At 68.6% G+C, this 21,092-nt stretch carries 18 protein-coding genes and 1 pseudogene; 10 read left to right on the top strand and 9 right to left on the bottom strand.

What is annotated here, in order from left to right:
• Positions 1–2: 2 nt before the first annotated feature.
• A complete protein-coding gene (locus tag I1A62_RS44190) occupies positions 3–230 on the bottom strand; it encodes a ferredoxin family protein (protein ID WP_005240903.1) in 228 nt (75 codons plus the stop codon).
• Positions 227–1,006, bottom strand: a complete 780-nt coding sequence (locus tag I1A62_RS44185) for a GntR family transcriptional regulator (RefSeq protein WP_087555854.1) — start codon at positions 1,004–1,006, stop codon at positions 227–229. Before I1A62_RS44185 ends, I1A62_RS44190 begins: the two co-directional genes overlap by 4 nt.
• A 294-nt stretch (positions 1,007–1,300) precedes the next feature.
• On the opposite strand from I1A62_RS44185, the gene I1A62_RS44180 reads away from it, so the two are divergent.
• Positions 1,301–2,317 carry an iron-siderophore ABC transporter substrate-binding protein gene (locus I1A62_RS44180; protein WP_219458186.1) on the top strand — a complete coding sequence of 339 codons (1,017 nt, stop codon included), beginning with the start codon at positions 1,301–1,303 and terminating at the stop codon, positions 2,315–2,317.
• A 96-nt stretch (positions 2,318–2,413) separates the two neighbouring features.
• The gene (locus I1A62_RS44175; RefSeq protein WP_124392947.1) at positions 2,414–3,811 is read left to right on the top strand and encodes a sugar porter family MFS transporter; all 1,398 of its coding nucleotides are present in this window, start codon (positions 2,414–2,416) and stop codon (positions 3,809–3,811) included.
• 74 nt (positions 3,812–3,885) lie between these two features.
• Here I1A62_RS44175 and dxs read toward each other — a convergent pair whose 3' ends face one another.
• Positions 3,886–5,832, bottom strand: coding sequence for a 1-deoxy-D-xylulose-5-phosphate synthase (gene dxs, locus I1A62_RS44170; RefSeq protein ID WP_219461745.1), 1,947 nt, complete (start codon positions 5,830–5,832; stop codon positions 3,886–3,888).
• A gap of 251 nt (positions 5,833–6,083) precedes the next feature.
• On the opposite strand from dxs, the gene glsA reads away from it, so the two are divergent.
• The 4 genes from glsA (at position 6,084) to I1A62_RS44150 (ending at position 10,458) form a co-directional block, all read left to right on the top strand.
• Positions 6,084–7,904, top strand: a complete 1,821-nt coding sequence (gene glsA, locus I1A62_RS44165; RefSeq protein ID WP_219458185.1) for a glutaminase A — start codon at positions 6,084–6,086, stop codon at positions 7,902–7,904.
• Between the two features lie 105 nt (positions 7,905–8,009).
• The gene (locus tag I1A62_RS44160) at positions 8,010–8,969 is read left to right on the top strand and encodes an ATP-binding cassette domain-containing protein (RefSeq protein WP_206005124.1); all 960 of its coding nucleotides are present in this window, start codon (positions 8,010–8,012) and stop codon (positions 8,967–8,969) included.
• A complete protein-coding gene (locus tag I1A62_RS44155; protein WP_219458184.1) occupies positions 8,966–9,805 on the top strand; it encodes an ABC transporter permease in 840 nt (279 codons plus the stop codon). Before I1A62_RS44160 ends, I1A62_RS44155 begins: the two co-directional genes overlap by 4 nt.
• Positions 9,802–10,458, top strand: coding sequence for an SIMPL domain-containing protein (locus tag I1A62_RS44150; RefSeq protein WP_219458183.1), 657 nt, complete (start codon positions 9,802–9,804; stop codon positions 10,456–10,458). The genes I1A62_RS44155 and I1A62_RS44150 overlap by 4 nt, the downstream gene beginning before the upstream one ends.
• Here the strand turns inward: I1A62_RS44150 and I1A62_RS44145 are convergent.
• The gene (locus I1A62_RS44145; protein ID WP_124392942.1) at positions 10,455–10,913 is read right to left on the bottom strand and encodes a MarR family winged helix-turn-helix transcriptional regulator; all 459 of its coding nucleotides are present in this window, start codon (positions 10,911–10,913) and stop codon (positions 10,455–10,457) included. The genes I1A62_RS44150 and I1A62_RS44145 overlap by 4 nt on opposite strands.
• A gap of 603 nt (positions 10,914–11,516) precedes the next feature.
• Between I1A62_RS44145 and I1A62_RS44140 the strand changes: the two are divergent.
• Positions 11,517–13,322 (top strand): annotated as a pseudogene (locus I1A62_RS44140) (transposase).
• A gap of 42 nt (positions 13,323–13,364) precedes the next feature.
• Here the strand turns inward: I1A62_RS44140 and I1A62_RS44135 are convergent.
• Both I1A62_RS44135 and I1A62_RS44130 read right to left on the bottom strand, forming a co-directional pair.
• Positions 13,365–14,633 (bottom strand): class I SAM-dependent RNA methyltransferase, encoded by a 1,269-nt coding sequence (locus tag I1A62_RS44135; RefSeq protein ID WP_219458182.1) that lies wholly within the window; start codon positions 14,631–14,633, stop codon positions 13,365–13,367.
• A 13-nt stretch (positions 14,634–14,646) separates the two neighbouring features.
• Positions 14,647–16,641, bottom strand: a complete 1,995-nt coding sequence (locus I1A62_RS44130; protein ID WP_219458181.1) for an APC family permease — start codon at positions 16,639–16,641, stop codon at positions 14,647–14,649.
• 162 nt (positions 16,642–16,803) lie between these two features.
• On the opposite strand from I1A62_RS44130, the gene I1A62_RS44125 reads away from it, so the two are divergent.
• On the top strand, positions 16,804–17,469 hold the full coding sequence (locus I1A62_RS44125) for a TrkA family potassium uptake protein (protein ID WP_072942332.1): 666 nt from the start codon (positions 16,804–16,806) through the stop codon (positions 17,467–17,469).
• A gap of 64 nt (positions 17,470–17,533) precedes the next feature.
• Positions 17,534–18,193, top strand: coding sequence for a TrkA family potassium uptake protein (locus I1A62_RS44120; protein WP_124392938.1), 660 nt, complete (start codon positions 17,534–17,536; stop codon positions 18,191–18,193).
• A 78-nt stretch (positions 18,194–18,271) separates the two neighbouring features.
• On the opposite strand, the gene I1A62_RS44115 is transcribed toward I1A62_RS44120, so the two are convergent.
• Positions 18,272–18,952 carry a DUF3159 domain-containing protein gene (locus I1A62_RS44115; RefSeq protein ID WP_219458180.1) on the bottom strand — a complete coding sequence of 227 codons (681 nt, stop codon included), beginning with the start codon at positions 18,950–18,952 and terminating at the stop codon, positions 18,272–18,274.
• Positions 18,953–18,980: 28 nt separating this feature from the next.
• The gene (locus tag I1A62_RS44110) at positions 18,981–19,358 is read right to left on the bottom strand and encodes an OB-fold nucleic acid binding domain-containing protein (protein WP_043825920.1); all 378 of its coding nucleotides are present in this window, start codon (positions 19,356–19,358) and stop codon (positions 18,981–18,983) included.
• Positions 19,359–19,494: 136 nt separating this feature from the next.
• Between I1A62_RS44110 and I1A62_RS44105 the strand changes: the two genes are divergently transcribed.
• Entirely contained in the window at positions 19,495–20,208 is a 714-nt protein-coding gene (locus I1A62_RS44105; protein WP_124392936.1) for an alpha/beta fold hydrolase, read from the top strand.
• A gap of 23 nt (positions 20,209–20,231) precedes the next feature.
• Here I1A62_RS44105 and I1A62_RS44100 read toward each other — a convergent pair whose 3' ends face one another.
• Complete coding sequence (locus I1A62_RS44100) at positions 20,232–21,092, bottom strand: DUF3710 domain-containing protein (RefSeq protein WP_219458179.1); 861 nt, start codon at positions 21,090–21,092, stop codon at positions 20,232–20,234.

The following is a 21,092-nucleotide window of genomic DNA, read 5'->3' as shown; positions in this document are numbered from 1 at the left end:
GCTCAGCGGAGGAGGTACGGCATGTTCACGGTGACCGCGCCGGTCGGGCAGCGCGCCGCGCAGGGGCCGCAGTACCAGCATTCGTCGACGTGCATGAACGCCTTGCCGTTCTCCGGGTTGATGGCGAGGGAATCGAGTGGGCAGATCTCGACGCACAGGGTGCAGCCCTCGATGCACAGCGACTCGTCGATGGTGACGGGTACGTCGGCGCGTTGGTTGACCAAGGTCATGAGGTGAGCTCCCAGTTCGTGATGTCGGGTCTGCGGACGAGGTTGCTGCGCATGGTGATCCGGTCACCGCGCATGCGGATGTATTCGAGGTCGACCGGCCGTCCGTCGACGAGCCGGGTGAGGCGCTCGAGCAGCAGGAGCGCCGCGCCCTCGGGGGTCTGGAGGTTCGCGGCGGAGTGCGCGTCGGCGTTGACGGACTCGATCGCCAGATCGGCGGAACCCAGCGGCTGACCGCAGACCTCCTCGATCAGCGCGAACACGTCGTTGGTTTCGAGGTCGCGGCCGAGGATCTCGGCACCGATGTCGGGGACGAGGTACGTGAGGTCCAGGCTGAGCGGGAGGTCGCCGAGGTACCGCACCCGCTCGATGTACACGGCGGGTTCGCCCGGCTCCAACTGCAGCCGTCGGGCGACGGCGGGCGGCGGGGCGATCTCCACGGCGGCGCGGACGTCGTTGCGGACCTCGCCGTGCCCTTTCAGCGTCTCCTTCAGCCCCAGCAGGGCGTCGAGGCCGTGGTCGTACTTGCGCTGTGCCACGTGGGTTCCCACGCGCGGGGCTCGGTCGATGAGCCCCTCCTGCTTCAGCAGTGCCAGCCCGTCGCGCACCGCGTTGCGCGACACGCCGAACTCGGCGGCCAGCTCCGACTCCGACGGCAATCCGCGCTCGGCGAAGGACTCCGCGTGGATCTGCTGACGAAGCAGGTCGGCGAATCTGCGCGCATGGTCGGCACGGGAACTGCGTGACGCCGTCGGGAGGGGAGTCGGATTCACCACCATGGTTTCCTTCGTCGATAGTGCGTGTGAGCTGGACGAAGACACACGCTAACGGCAGTCCGCGGGGCCCGGAGTCGTGGCGGACACCTGCCCCGGACACCTCGGCGAATCGGCCGGGTCCGCGCCCGCGGCGACTCGCCTCACCAGCGCGAACCCGGCGAGGTTCCGGTAATGCGCCAGTCGGAGGCGGGCCCGGGAGTTCCAATCACGGTGATTCGAAGTGGCGACGTCCGCCGAACGAGCGCCCGACTCTAGGTTAGGCTTACCTTCTGTTTTCGTCCCGAAGGAGTCCTTGCCGTGTTCGCACCCACCGCCAGACGTCAGCTCGCCGTCGCACTCGCCGTGGCCAGTTCGCCCCTCTTCCTCGCCGCGTGCTCGTCCGGCGACGGCGGAGGCGCCGCAGAAGCGTCCGGTGAGGGATTCCCGGTCACCATCGACAACACGTTCGGATCGACCACCCTCGACGCGGCACCCGAACGCATCGTCACCCTCGGATGGAATGCCCAGGACGTCGTCTACGCACTCGGCCAGACACCGGTCGGCATGCCGAAATACACGTACGGCGCCGAGGCGAACGGCGTGATGCCCTGGCTGCAGGATCGATTCGACCCGTCCGCGACCACGTTGCTCGACGCGGCCACGTCCACCCCCATCGAGGGCGTCGCCGCGCTGGCGCCCGATGCGGTCCTCGCCCCGTACGAGGGATTCGACGAGGCGACGTACGAGAAGCTGTCGGGAATCGCCCCCACCGTGGCGTACCCGGACAAGGCGTGGCAGACCACGTGGCAGGACCAGACCACCCTGGTCGGACAGGCACTCGGCAAGAGCGCCGAGGCCGAGCAGCTCGTGGCCGGTCTCGACGACACCCTCGCCCGGACCGCCACCGCGCATCCCGAGTTCGCAGGCAAGACGATCTCGGTCATCAATTTCGACACCGACGCCGCGACCGTCAACGTGTACATGCCCTCCGATCCCCGCGTCCAGGTGCTGACCGAGCTCGGCTTCACCGTGTCCCCCGGCGTGCAGAAGCTGGCCGCGTCGAACGACCCCGACAAGTTCTTCGCCGACATCTCCGTGGAGAACATCTCCGACGTGGACGCCGACGTCGTCGTCGCATTCGTCCCGGAGAACACCGCCGTCGCGGCGAACCCGGCGTACGCGAATCTCGGTGCCATCGGCCGCGGTACCGCGGTCGCGCTGTCGGACACGAAGATCATCTCGGGGCTCAGCCAGACCAGCGTCCTCGCGACACCGTGGGTTCTGGACAAGCTGACGCCTCAGCTCAGCGAGGCCGCGAAGAAAGCGGGTGCCTGAACTCCCGCCCGAGAGGCGGTGTCGGGCGTAGCGTATTGCGGGACACCTAGTTCGCTTGTGCCCGCATCAGGAACGCTCGTCGAAAGCAGGTATGCGATGACGCAGATGTCCGAAAGACACACCGCGAAGGTCATCGGCGTCACCGTCGCCGCCGCGGTGGGTGGGTTTCTCTTCGGTTTCGACAGCTCCGTCATCAACGGCGCCGTCGACTCCATCCAGGACCACTTCGAGCTGGGGTCGTTCTTCACCGGCTTCGCAGTGGCGATCGCGCTGCTCGGATGTGCTGTGGGCGCGTGGTTTGCGGGCCGCCTCGCGGACCGCTGGGGCCGCAAGAAAGTGATGCTGCTCGGCTCGGTGCTGTTCGTGGTGTCCTCGTTCGGGTCCGGTCTCGCGTTCAGCGTCCCGGACCTGATGGTGTGGCGCGTCCTCGGCGGTCTGGGCATCGGTATCGCGTCGGTCATTGCGCCCACGTACATCTCGGAGATCGCGCCTGCCCGTTACCGCGGCGCGCTGGCGTCGCTGCAGCAACTGGCCATCACTCTCGGCATCTTCGCCGCGCTGCTGTCGGACGCGGTGCTGCAGAATGCGGCGGGCGGCGCGTCCGAAGAGCTGTGGCTCAACCTCGAGGCGTGGCGCTGGATGTTCCTCGTCGGCGTGATTCCCGCGGTCGTGTACGGCGTTCTCGCCCTGATGATCCCCGAGTCGCCGCGATACCTGGTGGGCAAGCACCTCGATCAGGAGGCCGCCGACGTCCTCGCGAACATCACCGGCGAGGTCGACCCGCAGGAACGCGTCTCCGAGATCCGGCTGACCCTCCGCCACGAGTCGACGGCGTCGTTCGACGATATTCGCGGCCCGAAGTTCGGGCTGCAGCCACTCGTCTGGGTCGGCATCTTCATGGCCGTCTTCCAGCAGTTCGTGGGTATCAACGCGATCTTCTACTACTCCACGACGCTGTGGAAGTCGGTGGGTTTCACCGAGAACGAGTCGTTCACCACGTCGGTGATCACCGCGATCATCAACGTGGGCATGACGTTCGTCGCCATCCTGTTCGTCGACCGGATCGGCCGGAAGATCCTGCTCGAGGTGGGCTCACTCGGCATGTTCGTGAGCCTGCTCCTCGCTGCTATCGCCTTCTCCCAGGCTACCGGCAGCGGCGACGACGTGGCGCTCCCCAGCCCGTGGGGAGCGCTCGCGCTGATCGGCGCCAACCTGTTCGTGATCTTCTTCGCCGCCACCTGGGGCCCGGTCATGTGGGTGATGCTGGGCGAGATGTTCCCCAACAACATGCGCGCCTACGCCCTCGGCATCAGCACGGCGGCGAACTGGATCGCGAACTTCACGGTCACGCTGTCGTTCCCGCCGCTCACCCGCTCGGTCGGGTTGTGGTTCCTGTACGGGCTGTTCGCGTTCTTCGCATTGCTGTCCTACTTCTTCGTCCGGTTGAAGGTCCGGGAGACGAAGGGCATGGAACTCGAGGAGATGCACACCTGAGCGGTGCCCACTACTGACAGATCCGGCCGAATCACACCGTGATTCGGCCGGATTTCTCGTGTGGGGCGGTCGGTCTACTGGCCGGTGTTCTCCGCGCGCTGTGAGTCGAGGCCGGCGACGACACCGTTCTGCCCGGAGCGCAGGTTGCCGAGGCCGGCGAACCATCCGGTGATCTGCCGGGCGACGTCCTGCGCCGTGAGTCCCAGCTCGGCATGAATCTGCGCGCGGGACGCGTGGTCGAGGAACCGCTGCGGAACACCGAGATCACGACAGGGCACGTCGACCCCGGCCGACCGCAGCGCGGCGGACACGGTGGAACCGACACCGCCGTGCAGTCCGCTGTCCTCGACGGTGACCACCATCGTGTAGTCCTCGGCGAGCTTCAGCAGCGACTCCGGGACCGGCAGCACCCACCGCGGGTCGACGACGGTCGCCGAGATGCCCTGCTGTTCCAGACGTTCGGCGGCTGCGAGCGCGAGGCCGGCGAATGCGCCGACCGACACGATGAGCACGTCGTTGCGCCCGGAGGGGGCGCGCAGGATGTCGACGACGCCGTCGAGCCTGCTCACGGCGGGCACGTCGTCACCGACTGTGCCCTTCGGGAAGCGGAGCGCGGTCGGACCGTCGTCGACGGCCAGCGCCTCGCCCAGTTCCTCCCGCAGGGTGGCGGTGTCGCGGGGAGCCGCGACCCGCATCCCCGGCACGATGCCCAGCAGCGACATGTCCCACATGCCGTTGTGGCTGGCGCCGTCGCTGCCGGTGATACCCGCGCGGTCGAGGACGAGGGTGACGGGCAGCTTCAGCAGGGCCACGTCCATCAGCAACTGGTCGAAGGCACGGTTGAGGAACGTCGAGTAGACGGCGACCACCGGGTGCAGGCCGCCGAGCGCCAGGCCTGCGGCCGACGTGACGGCGTGCTGCTCGGCGATCCCGACGTCGAACATGCGGTCGGGGTACTTCTCGCCGAACGCGGCGAGACCGGTCGGGCCCGCCATGGCGGCGGTGATCGCCACGATGTCCTGCCGGTGGCTCGCCTGCTCGATCAGCTCGGCGGAGAATACCGACGTCCAGTCGGCGGACGCCGATCCGGCCGATTTGCCGGTGACCGGGTCGATGACGCCGGTCGAGTGCATCTGATCGGCCACATGGTTCTCGGCGGGCGCGTAGCCCATGCCCTTGCGGGTGACGGCGTGGACGATGACCGGTCCGCCGAACGCCTTCGCGCGGCGCAGCGCGGATTCGAGCGCGGCCTCGTCGTGGCCGTCGACCGGTCCGAGATACTTGATGCCCAGGTCCGTGAACATCACCTGCGGGGCGACGGCGTCCTTGAGGCCCGCCTTCATGCCGTGCAGGACCGAGTAGGCGGTGCGTCCGACCCACGGCAGCTTCTTCACCATCCGCCGGCCGCTGTCGAGGATGCGCTCGTATCCCGGCTGGAGCCGGAGGGCGGCGAGGTGGTCGGCGAGACCACCGATGGTCGGCGCGTACGAGCGGCCGTTGTCGTTGACGACGATGACCACCGAGCGGTCCTTGCCTGCGGCGATGTTGTTCAGCGCCTCCCAGCACATGCCGCCGGTCAGGGCGCCGTCACCGACGACGGCGACGACGTGCCGGGCCTGCCCGGTCAGTTCGAAGGCCTTCGCGAGACCATCGGCGTACGACAGCGCCGCCGACGCGTGGGACGACTCGACCCAGTCGTGATCGCTCTCCGCCCGGCACGGGTACCCGGACAGGCCGCCCTGCTTGCGGAGCGAGTCGAAATCGTCCTTGCGGCCGGTGAGGATCTTGTGGACGTACGCCTGGTGCCCCGTGTCGAAGACGATCGGGTCGGCGGGCGACTCGAAGATGCGGTGCAGCGCGAGGGTCAGTTCGACGACGCCCAGGTTGGGGCCGAGATGCCCGCCGGTCGCCGCGACCTTCTGCACGAGGAACTCACGAATCTCCGCGGCGAGCTGCTTCATCTCCGCCGGATTCAGCTGACGAAGATCGTCAGGCGTCTGGATACGGGCAAGAACACCCAACGAGATCGCTCCCTCCGTGATGCACGCTGCCTTGCGTGCCTCTGCCACGTGCCGTCGTGTCACGTCACAGTGGAACCAGTCTACGGAGCCACGGAAGGGCGGGACACACGGTACCGGTCGCGGCGGCCCCGTGGTGCGGCTTCGTCCTCGGGCATTCCGGCCACGGCCGTGACCGGCTTCACACAATTGCGTCGCCGGGCGGACCCGGCGGAACACCCGACTTCGTCGTGAACAGGCTCTAGGGTCTTCTCATGAGCACCGTCGTGGACGCGCTGATCGGAAAAGTCTTCACCGAGACCCGGGAGAACCGCGGCGGACAGCTCGCCGACTACATTCCCGAGCTCGCCGCGGTGGCACCCGACTCGTTCGGCATCTGCGTCGCGACCGTGGACGGCTACGTGTACGAGGTCGGCGACACCCGCCTGCCGTTCACGATCCAGTCCATCTCGAAACCGTTCACGTACGCTCTGGCACTCGCCGATCGCGGTTCCGCCGCCGTCGCCGAGAAGATCGACGTCGAACCGTCCGGGGAACCGTTCAACGAGATCAGCCTCGACCCGCGGACGGAGCGGCCCCGCAACCCCATGATCAACGCCGGGGCGATCACCGCGACGTCGCTGGTGGCCGGTCCGGACCTGGAGACGCGGTTCGAGCGGATCCGGTCCACGTACTCCCGGTACGCAGGGCGGGACCTGACGTTCAACCGGTCGGTCTACGAGTCGGAGTCGCGGAGCGGGCACCGCAACCGGGCGATCGGCCACATGCTGCGCTCGTTCGACATCGTCACCGGCGACCCCGACGAGGCCGTCGACCTCTACTTCCGCCAGTGCTCCATCGACGTGACGTGCCGCGACCTGAGTCTGATGGCGGCGACGATGGCGAACAACGGCGTCAATCCCGTCACCCGGGAGACCGTCCTCGAGCCGGCACTGGTCGAGCGGGTCCTGAGTGTGATGTCGACGTGCGGCATGTACGACGGCGCGGGCAAATGGGTCTACGAGGTCGGGCTGCCCGCCAAGAGCGGAGTCGGGGGCGGCGTGCTCGCCGTCCTGCCCGGGCAGATCGGGATCGCGATCTATTCGCCGCGTCTCGACTCCCACGGCAACAGCGTCCGCGGAGTCGAGGCGTGCCGGGCCCTGTCGAACGAGTTGGAACTGCACTTCCTGCACGTCACCCGGGCAGCCCGTTCCGCGGTCCGTGCCCGGTACTCGGTGTCGGACGCCCCCTCGCGGATGCGGCGGTCCCCCGCCGAGCGCGCCGCCCTCGACGACGTCGGCAAACGCAGCCGGATCTACGAACTGCACGGGGATCTGCTGTTCGCCGGCGCGGAGAGCGCGGTCCGCGAGATCGGCGGCGTCGAGGAGGACCTGGAGGCGGTGGTGATCGACGTCCGGCGCGTCGACGACGTCAGCGGGGTCGCCCGCCGGATGTTCGAGACCCTGCGGGCAGACCTCGGTGAATGCGGGTGCGCGTTGGCGTTCGTCGACCCGGCCGGTCTGCTCGGCAACACCCGCTCCGACCTGTCGGGGAGGGCCGGCCGGGTGTTCGCCGACCTGGACGCGGCCGTGCAGTGGTGTGAGGACATCCTGCTCGACCGGCATTGCAGCACGGCCCGTCAAGCCTCGTCCGTCACGATCGCCGAGCACCCCATGCTGTCCAAGCTCACCGCGAAGCAACTCGAACGGTTCACCCGCGACCTCGTCACCCGCACGTATGCCCGCGGTGACCTCGTCATCCATCGGGGTGACCGCGCGGCCGGGCTGTTCCTCATCCTGTCCGGCACTGTCAGCACCACGATCAGCGACGATGCGGGTGCGGTGCACCGGATCATGACGTTGTCGGCCGGGATGAGCTTCGGGGAGATGACGATGATGCTCGACTCCCGTTTCCTCAACGACGTCCGCGCCGACACCGAGGTGACGGCCGCGGTGCTGACCACCGAGCGCTACGTCGAAATGGCTTCGGAGGAACCGAAACTGAAGCTGGCACTGCTCGAACGTCTCGCGTCGGGCGCCTACGAGCAACTCGACGTGATGCTGCGGGCGCTGCTGCGTCAGGGCGGCGGACTCTGACCGGTTCGCGGGAACCCCTCGCGGGAAAACCCGTTGCCCGAATCGGAAAAATCGGACAGGCTTGGGGCTCTGAACCGACGATGCTCGAATCGAAAGCAGGGTGCAATGCTCACAGCGACCAAGCTGGCCATCGAGACGACAGGACTCGTCAAGACATTCGGATCCACCCACGCGGTCGACGGCCTGGATCTGGCCGTTCCGCTCGGGGGCGTCTACGGCGTCCTCGGCCCGAACGGCGCGGGCAAGACCACCGCGATCCGGATGCTGGCCACGCTGCTGCCCCTCGACGGTGGAACCGCCACCGTGCTGGGACACGACGTCGCGACCGAACCGGACGCCGTGCGCGGCAAGGTCTCCCTCACCGGGCAGTTCGCCTCGCTCGACGAGGATCTGACGGGCAGCGAGAATCTGCTGCTGCTCGGCCGGCTGTACGGGTACTCCCGCGCGGCGGCCCGCACCCGATCCGAACAGTTGCTGTCCGCGTTCGGACTGGAGGAGGCGGGCAACCGGCAGGTGAAGAACTACTCCGGTGGCATGCGCCGACGGCTCGACATCGCGGCCAGCATCATCGTCACCCCGGAGATGATCTTCCTCGACGAACCGACCACCGGTCTCGACCCCCGCAGCCGCAATCAGGTGTGGGAGATCGTCCGCGCACTGGTGGCCGGCGGAACGACGGTACTGCTGACCACCCAGTACCTCGACGAGGCCGACCAACTCGCCGACCGGGTGGCCGTCATCGACCACGGCAAGGTGATCGCCGAGGGCACCACCGGCGAACTCAAGGCCTCCGTCGGATCGGGTGCGCTGCACGTGCGGGTCACCGACATCGCCACCCGCCCGGCGGCGGCGGCGCTGCTGCGGGACGTGCTCGAGGTGCCGGTCACCGAGGAAGCCGATCCGGCCGCCCTCACCGCCCGTATCGACGACCCGGCGCGGGTCTCGCGGGCGCTGCCCGCCCTCGACGACGCCGGAATCGCCGTCAGCACATTCGCATTGGGGCAGCCGAGCCTCGACGAAGTCTTCCTCTCCCTCACCGGCCGACCCACCGAGGAGCACGCATGACCTCTACCACCGACCGGACCGCCGACACCGCAGCCGCTGTCGCCGACGTCCTGAAGATGCCCGGCCCGAGGCCCGCGCGACCCACCGCGTTGTCGACGTCGCTGTCGTTCGGGTGGCGGGCCCTGCTCAAGATCAAACACGTCCCCGAGCAACTGTTCGACGTGACGATGTTCCCGATCATGTTCACGCTGATGTTCACGTATCTGTTCGGGGGTGCGCTGGCCGGATCGACCAGCGCCTACGTGCAGTTCCTGCTGCCGGGCATCCTCGTGCAGACCGTCGTCATGATCACCATGTACACCGGCCTGACGCTCAACAAGGACATCGAGAAGGGTGTCTTCGACCGCTTCCGCTCGCTCCCGATCTGGCGTCCGTCACCTCTCGTCGGAGCGCTGCTCGGTGACGTCGTCCGCTACACGATCGCGTCGATCATCGTCCTGATCCTCGGGCTGGTCCTGGGGTTCCGCCCGGACGGCGGGCTCGTCGGTGTCGTGGCGTCGATCGGACTGCTGCTGTTGTTCTCGTTCAGCCTGTCGTGGATCTGGACGATGTTCGCGATGCTCATGCGCACCGAGCAGGCGGTCATGGGGGTGTCGATGTTCATCCTGTTCCCGCTGACGTTCGCCAGCAACATCTTCGTCGACCCCGCGACCATGCCGGGCTGGCTTCAGGCGTTCGTCGGTGTCAACCCGATCAGCAAGCTGGTGACGTCCATTCGCGGGCTCATGGCCGGGACGATGGAGATGGCGGATCTCGCCGTCGTGTTCGGGTGGTGCGCCGGGTTCATCGTGATCTTCGGACCGCTGACGATGCGCCTGTACAACCGTAAGTCGTGACGGTGCCGGTGTCCGATCCCGCCGAGCATGCGGTGACGGTGCGCGGATCCGGAATCGTCTCCGCGGTTCCGGATCTCGTCCGCGTCGCCGTCACCGTGACGGCGACGCGTCCCGCGGTGGCCGACGCGTTCGAGGCCGTCGCCCGGGCAGGCACCGCGGTCACCGACACCTTGCGCGGGTACGGCGTCTCGGGACCCGACCTCGCGACCACCGGGCTGTCCGTGCACTCCGAGACCACGTGGACCGAGGGCCGGGGCAGCGAGGTGACGGGCTACACGGCGGAGACGACGCTGCAGATCACGGTCCGTGCGGCCGGGGCGCCGTCGCCGGCGCACGTGGTCGCCGCCTGCGTGGGTGCGGGTGGTGACGACATCCGCCTCGGCGGACTCGAATTCGACTTCTCCGATCCGGCCGCGCTGACGGTCACCGCACGGGAACGGGCGTGGGCCGATGCCCTCGCCAAGGCGGAGCAGTATGCCTCGCTGTCGGGGCGCACACTCGGCGAGGTACTCGACATCGCGGAGGTCGACGTCGGTGACGTGTCCCCGCGACCGGTCGCGAAGGCGTTCGCGGCAGCCGACGCCGCGATCGCGATCGAACGTGGTGAGAAGCCGACGCGGGTGGACGTGCGCGTGCGGTGGCGGCTGATCTAGGGCCGGGGGCCGCGCTGCTGCACCGAGGCGGCGAACGTGTCCGTGAGCTGGGTCAGCGACGTCACCGCCGCCAGTGCCTGTTCCTGCGACCAGTCCTCGAGCATGCCGCGCAGCCGTTCTGCCCGGCGTGCGGTCGTCTCGGCGAGAATGTCCATCCCGCTCGGCGACACCCGGATGCGGGATGCCCGCTTGTCGTCGGGATCGGCGGCGCGGGAAACATATCCCGCGTCGACGAGTTCGGAAATCTGCCTGCTCAGCGAGGACTGGCTCACGCACAGGTCGGCGGCCAGTTCGTTCTGGCGGCACTCCCCTCGCGCGGCGAGCACGAAGAGCACGCTCGTCAGTGCGGGCGCGATCGGGGTCTCGCCGCTCGCGGAGACGACCGCCCGCAACGACCGCCCGAGCGCGAACACCGCATCGACGAGCGCTTGCGCAGTATCTGCCTGTACCGACATCCTGTCCCCGTCCCGAACACCCACTACCTGCAGGCTCTCATCTGTTGCCAATGTATCTAATACTCGCTATCGGTTTCTGGCACTGTCTGCCACCGCGAACTGGTGACTGCGGAATTCGTGGAGTGCCGGTCGTTGGGGTGCGCACGGTCGCCGACGGAGGGCCGGTTGCTTTCTCGGCGCGCGGGTTCGGGTCCCCGACTCTGTGGCCTCGCGGACCGGGCGCCGATCTGGGCAGAACTGTATCGGGTTGTGCGGGAGCGACTCCCGAGAGGGCGGAGGTATCTATTGGGGAGGATCGCGGTTCGTGTCCCGGGGAGCAGCGGGCGGGGCGCGGGCGGGGCGCGGGCGGATGCTCGTCGACGGGCCCCGAGGGCCGCTACCCGGTGGTGTGGTGTGGTGGGATCGATTGCCCCGGTTCGCCGGTGGCGCGGATCGAGCGGTACTTGTCGGTGGTCGGCGTTAGAGTCGAGGCCCTGCGAGAGGTGGGGCAGCAGACCGTCGGGAAGGGGGTGATCGATGAGCTTGTCGGGCGATGGCGGTTCTTCTCGGGAGAGGGATGAGCCCGGGTTGATTCGGGTTGTTCCTGGCGCCGGGTCGGCCGGCATGACCGGGCCGGGAGCGACTGCGCCGCGGCAGTTCGCGTTCACCACCCGCGCCCACGTGGCGGTCGACGACGTGACCGGCGAGTCGATTGGTCTTGACGACGTCGATACCCGGGTGGGGTGGCTGCTGGACCTGATCGCGGCGGCCGGCACCGAGTTGGTGGCGCGGGTCTGGCATCCGGTCACGTTCGACGTGCTCGCCGCCGGCCTGGACCACCAGGACCGCAGGCTGCCGGTGCATGGGCATGTCGCCGCGGCCCGCCTCGGCTGGAATCCGCACTACCCGGACGGGGTCTACGTGCCGTCGCGGGTGACCCGGGTGGTGACGGCGCAGGTGGTGGCGACCTTGCGGACCCTGGCCTTCCGGGATGCCGCGATCGCGGCGCTGTCTGAGCGGTTCGATCCGGCCACGGGCACTCTGGCGGCGCCGACCGAACCGGGTGACTGGGTGCCATTGGGTTTCGCCCGGGGGGTGCGGCGCCAAATCCTCGCACGCGCCCGTCGCACCGACAGCGGGGCACTGGCCGGCCGGTTGCGGATCACCGACATCCAGGGACCACCGCAGACGAACGCGATGGCCCGACTCTCTCCTGCCGATCGGCAGCTCGCGCAGATCACCGTCACCGGTGACGAGCTGGTGTTGACGGTGAAGCTGCCCACCTGCCCGGCCCCGGCGGGGCGGGCGCAGTGGCGGCGGGTCCGGCTGACCGCCACCATCCCCGCGCACCTGCACGGCCGGGCGATCACCGACTGGCACCTGCCGACCCTGGCCCTCGACCGGAAAGGTTTGTTGTGGCGGTGCGCGGCGACCGACCTCGTCCCCGACTGTGAGCTGGGATCCGCGACCGTCGCGGTCGGGGTCGATTGGTCACCGTCCACCCTGGGTGCCGCCGCCATCACCACCGAAACCCCGGAGGGGCTGTCCTCGGACTTTCGGGGCTTCACCTACGACGACCGCGGCCTCGGGACCAAACTGGCCCGTTACAGACCGAAGGCCAGATGCTGCACCGCAAGGCGGCCCGGTTGACGCAGCTCGCCACCAACGCCGAACCCGAGGTCCGCGCCCGACTGGAGGAGAAGATCGCCGTCCTCAACGAGCACCGGACTGCGGTGGGCGTCAAACGGGGCAGGATCAATCGGGAGCTGGGATTTCACTTCGCCCGCCAGGTCACCGACTACGCCACCGCGGCGGGCGCGCAGGTGATCGCGGTGGAAGACCTCAGCACCCTCGAGACCCGCGGACACGGCCGGGTCAACAACAATCGGGCCGCGCAGTCCGCCCGCCGAAAGGCGGTCACCTCACTCGCCCACACCGCCGGGGGTGGGAATCGCGGTGGTGTCGGTGCCGGCCCGCGGATCCTCCGCACTGTGTCCGGGCTGCGACGCACCACTGGCACGACCCGGCGGCTACCACAGTGCGTGGTGTTCGGGTTGCCTGGTCGGCGGCAACCGCGACCACATCGCCGGGGTCAACCTGGCCAAACGCGCCCTGCTCGGCAAAACCAAGGTCACCCGGCGGCGGGGGCAGATGCCCGCGATCCGGGTCGCCGAGCACGCGCCGGTACGGCCATCCCGGGGCAAGACCAGTCCGACACCGAGCAGACCGCGGCACCGCCGGGTCCGCCGCAGCCTGCCCACTGTGACACCTCGGGCGGGGGTGACTCCGAACAGATATGTTCCTGCACCCCAAGCGTCGGTGTGGGACACGGTCAAACCCACACCACCGCAAGACGATGCGGGTAGCCGTGACACACGTACATCTCCAACAAACGCCACACCAGTGGTAGATAGTATGAGATCTACGTAGACGCTCGACTATACGTATTGTTGCGTTCGGTAAAGAACTTCGTCAGCGCGTGAGCAACGCGATGCACTCCACGTGGTGGGTGAGAGGGAACGCGTCGAACGCGCGCAACTCGTCGACATGATATCCCTGCGCAAGGTACAGCCCGATGTCGCGAGCGAACGACGCCGGGTCGCATCCCACGTGCACGACTCGTTCCGCGCCGGCGGCGGAGACCTCTTCGATCACCTCACGCCCTGCACCCGCGCGCGGCGGATCGAGCACCACGACCCGTGGCGGGGAGGCCAACCCGCCGATCGCGCGCTCGACCCGGTCGGCGTGGAAGCGCACCTGCGGGAGGTCGGAGAGCGCGGCCTTCCCGTCCGTCACGGCCTGGCGCGCGGCCTCCACGGAATCGATGTGCCCCGAAGACCCGGCACCCGCGGCGAGGGCGGCGGCGAACACCCCCACCCCCCCGTACAGGTCCCATGCCGTCGCACCCGCGGACAGCCCGGCCCATTCGGAGACCACCGCCGAATACGCCTCGGCGGCCCCGCGGTGCGCCTGCCAGAACCCGGTGGCGGCCAGTTCCCATTCCCTGTCACGTACCCGCTCGACCGGGCGGCCCGATCCCACGACGACCCGCTCCGCGCGCGGTGCACCGCCTGCGGCCCGCCGCGCCATGGCACCGCGCCGGCCGGGACTCGTGCGGCCGGTCCGCGACACCTTCGGCGGCGCGATCTCGACCACGTGCCGCTCCCCTGCGCCGTCGAGAACGATCTGCACCTCGCTGCCGGGCTTCCAATCATGTTCGCCCACACCGTCGTAGGCGGCGGCCTCGATCTGCGGGCACGCGAGGTCCGTGACGATCCCGGAACTGCGGTGCCGGTGATAGCCGGGACGGCCGTCCGGGTCGACGGCCAGCCGCACCCGGGTGCGCCAGCCGGTGCCGTCCCCCGTGCCGGGCAGTTCCTCGACGTCCACGTCCCGCTGCACCCGCGCGAGCCGCACCAGCTGCTCCGACACGACCTGCGACTTCATGTCCCGCTGCAGGTGCAGGCTCGCGTGCGAGAAGTCGCAGCAGCCCGCGCCGCCCGGACCCGACACCGGGCACACCGGGGCGACCCGCTCCGGGGACGCGTCGAGGATCTCGACCGCGTCGGCCCGGCAGTACGACCCGCCGCGGTCCTCGGTGACCCGGGCGATCACCCGCTCACCCGGCAGCCCGTGCCGGACGAAGACCACCCGGCCCTCGTGGCGGGCGACGACGAAACCGCCGTGCCCGGGATTTCCCAGCCGCAGCTCGAGGTGGCGGTCCGACCAGTTCTCACTCAACGCTTCTCGTCCGTCACTTGTCGTCGGGTTCGTAGCCGCGGCGCGAGGCCCCGGCCGTGTATTCGATGTTCAGTGTCTTCGCCTTCTCGGACGAGTTCAGCTGCCACGGAACGCTGGTGACCATCACACCCGGCTGGAACAGCAGACGGCTCTTGAGCCGCAGCGCACTCTGGTTGTGCAGGATCTGCTCCCACCAGTGCCCCACCACGTACTCGGGAATGAACACGGTGACGACGTCCCGCGGCGAGTCCTTCCGGACGCGGCGCACGTAGTCGAGCACGGGTTTGGTGATCTCGCGGTACGGCGACTCGATCACCTTGAGCGGCACCGCGATGTCACTCTTCTCCCACTGGCGCACCAGTGCCCGGGTGTCGGGTTCGTCGACGTTGACGGTGATCGCCTCGAGCGTGTCCGGCCGTGTCGCCCGGGCGTAGGCCAGCGCGCGCATCGTCGGCATGTGCAGCTTGGAGACCAGGACGATGGAGTGCGTGCGGCTGGGCAGCACCCCGTCCCATTCCTGCTCCTCGAGTTCCCTCGCGACGCTGTCGTAATGCTTCCGGATCATCTTCATCACGACGAAGATCGCGACCATGGCCACGATCGCGATCCAGGCGCCCGCCGCGAACTTCGTGATGAGCACGATGATCAGGACGGCGCCGGTCATGACGAGGCCGATGGAGTTGATCACTCGGGAGCGCTGCATCCGCCGGCGCGAAGCGGGGTCGTTCTCGCTCTTCAGGTGCCGGGTCCAGTGCCGGATCATGCCCGTCTGGCTCAGCACGAACGAGACGAACACACCGACGATGTACAGCTGGATCAGCTTGGTCACCTCGGCGCCGAACAGGACGACGAACGCGATCGCCGCCCCGGACAGGAACAGGATGCCGTTGCTGAACGCCAGCCGGTCGCCGCGGGTGTGCAGCTGACGGGGCAGGTAGCGGTCCTGCGCGAGGATCGAGCCGAGCACGGGGAATCCGTTGAACGCGGTGTTGGCAGCCAGCACCAGGATCAGGGCCGTCACGATGGCGATGAAGTAGAACCCGATGGGGAAACCGCCGAACACCGTCTCGGCGATCTGCGCGATCAGCGTCTTCTGGTGATAGCCGGCCGGGGCGCCGATCAGCTGCTCGGCCGGGCTGTGCGCGTACACGATCCCGATCTTCTGAGCCAGGATGATGATGCCCATCAGCAACGCGATGGCGATCGATCCGAGCAGCAGTAGCGTGGTCGCCGCATTGCGGGACTTGGGCTTCTGGAACGCGGGAACACCGTTGCTGATCGCCTCGACACCGGTCAGCGCCGCACACCCCGACGAAAAGGCCCGGGCGATCAGGAACGCGAAGGCGATCCCGTACAGGTGGGAATCCTCGGCCTCGAGCTGGAAACCGGCCGATTCGGCGCGCAGGTCGTCGCCGAACACGTAGATCTGGACGAACCCCCACAGCAGCATCAGCGCCATGCCGGCGATGAACGCGTACGTCGGGATCGCGAAGGCGGCACCGGATTCACGGATGCCCCGCAGGTTGATGGCGGTCAGCAGAACGATGGCCGCGACCGCGAACAGCACCTTGTGCTGGGCCACGAACGGGACCGCGGAACCGATGTTGGACGCCGCCGACGAGATGGAGACGGCCACCGTGAGCACGTAGTCCACCAGCAGGGCGCTGCCGACGGTCAGACCGGCGGTGGGACCCAGGTTGACGGTCGCGACCTCGTAGTCGCCGCCGCCCGACGGGTAGGCGTGCACGTTCTGCCGGTAGCTGGCGACCACCACCGCCATCACGGCGGCGACGGCGAGCCCGATCCAGGGGGTGTAGGCGTAGGCGGAGATGCCCGCCACCGACAGCACGAGGAAAATTTCCTCGGGGGCGTACGCCACCGACGACATCGCGTCGGACGCGAAGACGGGGAGGGCGATCCTCTTGGGAAGCAGCGTGTGCCCGAGCTTGTCGCTCCGGAAGGGTCTGCCTAGCAGTAGCCGCTTTGTGGCGGTCGAGAGCTTTGACACTGCCAAAGCGTAAGCCGTCCGCAGAAAACCTGGACCCTCACCCACCAATGTGTCCGGATTGCGATCTCTGTCCCGGTTGCTCTTCCGTCCGGGCACTGTACGGTTCGATTCGGTACGCACGTACTCGAGACGTGAAACCAGAGCCCAGAAACGGAGTACAAGGTGTATGTGGTCATCATGGGATGCGGCCGGGTCGGCTCATCCCTCGCCGGCTCGCTGACCCGGATCGGCCACGAGGTCGCGGTCATCGATCGCGACCCCGCCGCGTTCCTGCGTCTCGAACCCGACTTCCCCGGACACACCGTCGTCGGCATGGGTTTCGACCGTGACGTGCTGGTCAAGGCCGGTATCGAGCGTGCGGAGGCGTTCGCCGCCGTGTCGTCCGGCGACAACTCCAACATCATTTCCGCGCGGGTCGCCCGCGAGACGTTCGGTGTGGAACGCGTCGTCGCACGGATCTACGACGCGAAGCGCGCCGCCGTGTACGAGCGGCTCGGGATCCCCACCGTCGCGACCGTCCCGTGGTCGACGGACCGGTTCCTGCACACCCTCACCCGCGACAGCCAGACCACCAAGTGGCGCGACCCGTCCGGAACGGTCGCGGTCACCGAGTTGTCCCTGCACGAGGATTGGATCGGCAGGCCCGTCGCCGAACTGGAGGCGGCGACCCATTCGCGGGTCGCGTTCATCATCCGCTTCGGCACCGGCGTCCTGCCGGACCGCAAGACGGTGTTCCAGGCCGACGACCAGGTCTACATCGCGGCCGTGTCGGGAACGGTGGCCGAGGCCGTGGCACTCGCGGGCAATCCCCCGCCTTCGGACAATTGAGACGGCAGCGAGCCGAGACGGCAGTGAGAATGTTCACGATCGACCACCCGAACGGAAGCAATCGATGAGAGTCGCAATCGCAGGAGCCGGCGCAGTCGGACGCTCGATCGCGCGCGAACTGGTCCGCAGCGAACACGACGTCATGCTGATCGAGCGCAAACTCGAGCACGTCGAGCAGGAGTCGGTGCCCGAGGCGACCTGGGTCCACGCCGACGCGTGCGAGCTGAGCAGCCTCGAGACGGCCTCCCTGGAAACCTACGAGGTCGTGATCGCGGCCACCGGTGACGACAAGGCCAACCTCGTCCTCAGCCTCCTCGCGAAGACCGAGTTCGGGGTCAGCCGTGTGGTTGCCCGCGTCAACGATCCGCGCAACGAGTGGTTGTTCGACGAGTCCTGGGGCGTCGACGTCGCCGTGTCCACCCCCCGGATGCTCGCCTCGCTGGTGGAGGAGGCGGTGTCGGTAGGCGATCTCGTGCGGCTGATGACGCTGCGCCAGGGGCAGGCCAACCTCGTCGAGGTCACGCTGCCCGACAACACGCCGCTCGCCGGGAAACCGGTCCGCAAACTGCAATTGCCCCGCGACGCCGCCCTGGTGACCATCCTGCGCGGTGGACGAGTCATCGTGCCGCAGCAGGACGATCCGCTCGAGGGCGGTGACGAGCTGCTGTTCGTCGCCGGGGTGGACGTCGAGGACGACCTGCGCGCGGCGGTCGGGCTCTCGTAGCCGCCCGGCGCCAGCAGCGCCGAATTCTTCTCCGGCACAATCGGTCAGCGCTCAGACGGCCCGGGTAGGGGACCGCACTCAGGGGCGGTCGGTTTCCTCCCGGGGGCCGCCCGCTTCCGTATCGTCGGTCGGTACGCCCGTGGCCTCGGCCGGCCCCGGTTCGACGATCCGGTCTGCTCGGCGCACGGCCCAGATCGTCACCAGGAGAGCCAATCCGGCCAGCGGCCAGCCCATCGCGATGCGGGCGAACGCGAGCCAGCCGGTCTGGTCCGAATCGTAGAGTTGCGACTGCACGAGGTATCGGGCCGCGAACACCAGCGCCCAGGCGGTGGTGGCCACGTCGTAGGCGCGCACCGCGCCGCGATGGTGCCGCCAGAGATTGCCGTGGCCGTTGAGGAAGCCCCAGATCAGGCCGACGAGCGGCCGGCGCACCAGAATCGAGATCAGGAAGACCGCCCCGTACGCGAGGCTCGTGTAGATGCCGAACAGGAAGTACCCCTTGGCATCGCCGGTGCGGTAGGCGATGAACGCGGAGATACCCACACCGAAGAACCCGGACACCGCGGGCTGAATGGGGCTGTGGCGGATGAGACGCCAGACGAGAATGGCGACGGCGACGCCGAGCGCCGCCCAGATCGCCGGGCCCAGACCCCACACACCGTTGACCGGAACGAAGACCAGGATGGGCAGAGTCGAATAGATCAGCCCGCTGATACCACCGAGCTGGTCGAGTATGGATTGCTGCTTCGTTTCGGTCACTCAACGAGAGTGCCACACGAGGCGGACCCTACGAGTCGCCGCGCAGCTCGTAATACGGGTTGAAGATCACCTTCTGGCCGTCGCGCTCACCGACGCGTCCACGCACGAGCAGGGTCTTGCCCGGCTCGATACCCGGGATGCGCCGCCGCCCGATCCACACCAACTTGATCTGTTCCGTGCCGTCGAAGAATTCCGCCTCGATGCTGGCGTTTCCGGACTTCGGACAGGCTTCGACACTGCGGAGCCGTCCCAGCATGGTGACCTCTTCACCGCGGCTGCAGTCGCAGGCACGTTGTGCGCCGGACGCCTGAGACGTCTCGGCCATTTCCTCGGCGTCCAGCTGCTCGAGGTCCTCGGTGAGCCTTCGAGTCAGCCGACGAAAATATCCTGCCGTGGCGGGTGCCATTGCGCGCTCCTGGAGCATGTGCGACGCGAGATCTTCGCGCCGCTCGTAGGGCTGTGTATTCGCCACTGTAGACCCATTGGTTCCCCGCAACCACACCACCGGAAGGCCGCTGTGACGCACCAGGCAGGATCGACTCATGCCCTCTGATGACCGGCCGTCCGTGGCCGTCGTGCTCCCCGGTACCGGGTCCGATGCGGACTTCGTCGCCCGGGCCTTCACCGAGCCCCTGACCAGCCGTGGAGTGCGTACGGTCGCAGTCGAACCCGATCCCCGGCGGGTCGTCGGCAGCTACCTCGACGCGCTCGACGGCGCCGCCGCGCAGCACGGAAGAATCGTCGTCGGCGGGGTCTCCATCGGCGCCGCAGTGGCGTTGCAGTGGGCAGGATCACACCCCGATCACGTCGCGGGAGTACTCGCGGCGCTGCCCGCGTGGACCGGGACCGCCGCGGACGCCCCCGCCGCCGCCAGCGCCCGGTTCACCGCCGCCCGGCTGCGGGCGGACGGCCTCGAACGGGTCACCGCCGAGATGATCGCCTCCAGCCCGCCGTGGCTGGGCCGGGAACTCGCGAAATCCTGGCGATCCCAGTGGCCGCACCTCCCCGCGGCGCTGGACGAGGCGTCGGAATACCATGCGCCCGGTCTCGACGACCTCGAGCGCATCACGACGCCGGTGGGCATCGCTGCCGCCACCGACGACGCCGTGCATCCTCTCGAGGTCGCCCGCACCTGGTCCGAACGACTACCGCACGCGGGTCTCGTCACGGTGACACTGGACGAGATCGGTGCCGACCCGGCAGTTCTCGGCTACACGTGCCTCAGCGCGCTGGACTCGGTCCTGCACACGGCCTGAGCGTCATATCCCCCGACGCGGGGTCAGCGACCGAGTTGCTGCATCGCCGAACCCGATTCGCCGCGACGCTGCTGCGGCTGGGCCGGGGCCTGCTCCTGCGGCGGCTGCTGCTGCTCACCCTGCGGACCCGGTTCCGGCTGCTGCGCCGGCTGCGCAGGAGCCGGTTGCTGCGGGGCGCCACCCTGCTGCTGCGCCAGTTGCTGCTGGTGGGCTGCGGCCAGCTGCTGGGCGAGGGCCTCGGGCAGCACCACCGGCAGCGGGGTCCGTACCGGGTTCGGCTCGTTGCCCCGCTTCACCACGGTGTCGCTCAGGATCGCCCTGGCGGACGCGACGAGTTCCGAGTCGGCCGTGTTGCCACCGCTCGGTCCCGCGACCACGCAGCGCACCATCCACCGGTAACCGTCGACGCCGATGAAACGCAGGTCGGCGTTCGGGGTGACGGCGAATACCTCACGTCCCCACGGTCCGCTCTCGACGCTCACCGTCGCGTTGTCGTTGCGCAACGATTCCGCGAGGTCGCCCGCGACCTCACGCCACTGGCCGGGAGACTTCGGGGCCGCATACGCGGCCACCGTGATGCGTCCGTGCTGGGTGACGAGGTGCACGGCCTGCGGCGAACCGTCGGGCGCCATCTCGACCTGCAATTGGGCACCCTGCGGCATCGGCACGAGGACCGAACCGAGGTCGAGGCGGGTTCCCACCTCGCCGACGGTGAGGTCGGCGCCCGACTCGAGGTCGTCGGCGTCGTACGGACCGCCGTCCACCTCGGTCACGGCGTCGTAGTCGTCCTCGTAGTCGGCGGCGTCGGCGTCGTCCGCCTCGGCGTCCTCGAAGAATTCGGGCCGGTCGGCCTCGGCTTCCGCCTTCTTACGACGTCCGAACAT

Origin of the sequence: Rhodococcus sp. USK10 (genome assembly GCF_019378875.1) — a bacterium.
Lineage (GTDB): Bacteria > Actinomycetota > Actinomycetes > Mycobacteriales > Mycobacteriaceae > Rhodococcus_F > Rhodococcus_F pseudokoreensis.
The sequence above is the reverse complement of the archived record's forward strand: the minus strand, read 5'-3'. Positions and strand labels throughout refer to the sequence as shown.

Excerpts from the sequence above, each read along its gene's own strand:
- I1A62_RS44110 (WP_043825920.1), bottom strand. The coding sequence starts at position 19,358 with ATGGCACCCGCCACGGCAGGATATTTTCGTCGGCTGACTCGAAGGCTC.
- I1A62_RS44145 (WP_124392942.1), bottom strand. The coding sequence starts at position 10,913 with ATGTCGGTACAGGCAGATACTGCGCAAGCGCTCGTCGATGCGGTGTTC.
- I1A62_RS44120 (WP_124392938.1), top strand. The coding sequence starts at position 17,534 with ATGAGAGTCGCAATCGCAGGAGCCGGCGCAGTCGGACGCTCGATCGCG.
- I1A62_RS44155 (WP_219458184.1), top strand. The coding sequence starts at position 8,966 with ATGACCTCTACCACCGACCGGACCGCCGACACCGCAGCCGCTGTCGCC.
- I1A62_RS44160 (WP_206005124.1), top strand. The coding sequence starts at position 8,010 with ATGCTCACAGCGACCAAGCTGGCCATCGAGACGACAGGACTCGTCAAG.
- I1A62_RS44105 (WP_124392936.1), top strand. The coding sequence starts at position 19,495 with ATGCCCTCTGATGACCGGCCGTCCGTGGCCGTCGTGCTCCCCGGTACC.
- I1A62_RS44100 (WP_219458179.1), bottom strand. The coding sequence starts at position 21,092 with ATGTTCGGACGTCGTAAGAAGGCGGAAGCCGAGGCCGACCGGCCCGAA.
- glsA (WP_219458185.1), top strand. The coding sequence starts at position 6,084 with ATGAGCACCGTCGTGGACGCGCTGATCGGAAAAGTCTTCACCGAGACC.
- I1A62_RS44175 (WP_124392947.1), top strand. The coding sequence starts at position 2,414 with ATGACGCAGATGTCCGAAAGACACACCGCGAAGGTCATCGGCGTCACC.
- I1A62_RS44185 (WP_087555854.1), bottom strand. The coding sequence starts at position 1,006 with ATGGTGGTGAATCCGACTCCCCTCCCGACGGCGTCACGCAGTTCCCGT.
- I1A62_RS44190 (WP_005240903.1), bottom strand. The coding sequence starts at position 230 with ATGACCTTGGTCAACCAACGCGCCGACGTACCCGTCACCATCGACGAG.